The sequence below is a fragment of the Morganella sp. HSTU-ASny43 genome (genome assembly GCF_022819185.1).
Lineage (GTDB): Bacteria > Pseudomonadota > Gammaproteobacteria > Enterobacterales > Enterobacteriaceae > Morganella > Morganella morganii.
Window position 1 is genome coordinate 1 of sequence record NZ_WSPG01000068.1, and the last position, 1469, is coordinate 1469.

The following is a 1469-nucleotide window of genomic DNA, read 5'->3' on the forward strand; positions in this document are numbered from 1 at the left end:
AAATATATCTATTGTATGAGTCTCCATAATCAGCCACGTAACGTCTATCAATGAATACATAAATGGATGTCAGGAATGCATAGAATAATAAATTAAAATTAATAGAGCTCTTGTTATTATTATGGTCAAGCCAGATATTTTTATTTTTTAAATTTAAGAGGAAAAGAAATAAAGAAAATAAAAAAAATGGAACTACTTGTATAAAAACACGTGAATAAATAGTGCTTAATGTTAATAGAGATAAAATAAAAGATAATAACAAGACAAAAAATACAAAATAAAGTCTAGAGATAAATAGGCTATAGAATTTCATTCTAAAGTCAATAATAGAGCTAAATACAATCATTAAAGCGAAAAGGAATGGAAATATCATTTCTGAAATATTAGCTATATCAAAAAAAATCAATATCAGAGATAGAAAAATACTTCTAACAATTAAATGAATAATTTGCCTAACATTAAAAAAAGAAAACTCTTTATCTGATGTATGCCCAAGGGATATTACAAAAACATATAATTGTATTATTGCTGTTGTTTGGAAGAAATAATATATTTGAGCATCGTTAAATATATCTAGAATAGATAATCCAGGAGCAATGGATTTAAATAAGAAAACAAGAGCTATATTAAACGTTATAATAAGATTGGTTTTATAGAGGGTCACAATAAACCATTCCTTGAAAATAAGAATTCATTCTCAAAAGATTTATTTTTAGAATAAACAAAGCTATATGGTATACCTGCAAGTTGAGCATCGAGTAGCATAGAACTGGATATAGAATATAAATATGATGCTAAATTTCCTTTATACTCTCTATTGGCATATTTACAACGAAAATCATCAGAGCAACGCGGATGAAATCTTATCAAGATGTCAGTATTTTCATCTAAAAATTCTGATGCAGTCTCTTCGAAGCTAAAGCCAAATTGGCCGATAAAAACTTTGGGGGCATCAGGATTAAAATGAAAATATGATCTAAAAAATAGGTCACTTAGTATAATAATATTTTCACTAACTCCGTTATTTATTACTTGTTGTTTTTGTTGCTGTGTTCCGACAACTATCGGCATTGTTCTTTTTTCCAAAAAATAATATGTCGGATGTTGTGGATGGATTACACCATGAGATACTTCTATTATATCACCAGTTGATATGAATATAGCTGCATCTGGAATAATGGCTGCTGAAAAATATATTCTTATATTGTTTTTGTTTCGAGATATTAGTTTTTTAATTATAGCTACAAATAGTATATCACCCATTGCTAAGGCTAAAGATTTAAAATCAGAACCAGATAATTTAGATTTAAATAATAAACATAAAAGTATAAAAATAAAAGCTGACACAGGCAATAAAAATATAGAGAATAAAGTTCTCAGTAAGTATGCTAAATCTCTAAATGAGGAGTGGTTCTCATATTCGTTAAATGAATAGGTGTTCATGTTCTCTATATCAGATAGATTAACAC

At 27.3% G+C, this 1469-nt stretch carries 2 protein-coding genes; both read right to left on the reverse strand.

Annotation, left to right across the window (positions count from 1 at the left end; genetic code table 11):
* A partial coding sequence (locus GN208_RS17710) for a hypothetical protein (protein WP_243828509.1) occupies window positions 1-664 on the reverse strand: 664 nt, incomplete at its 3' end.
* The coding region (locus tag GN208_RS17715; RefSeq protein WP_243828510.1) for a hypothetical protein at window positions 661-1469 on the reverse strand (809 nt) is incomplete at its 5' end. The genes GN208_RS17715 and GN208_RS17710, both read right to left, overlap by 4 nt.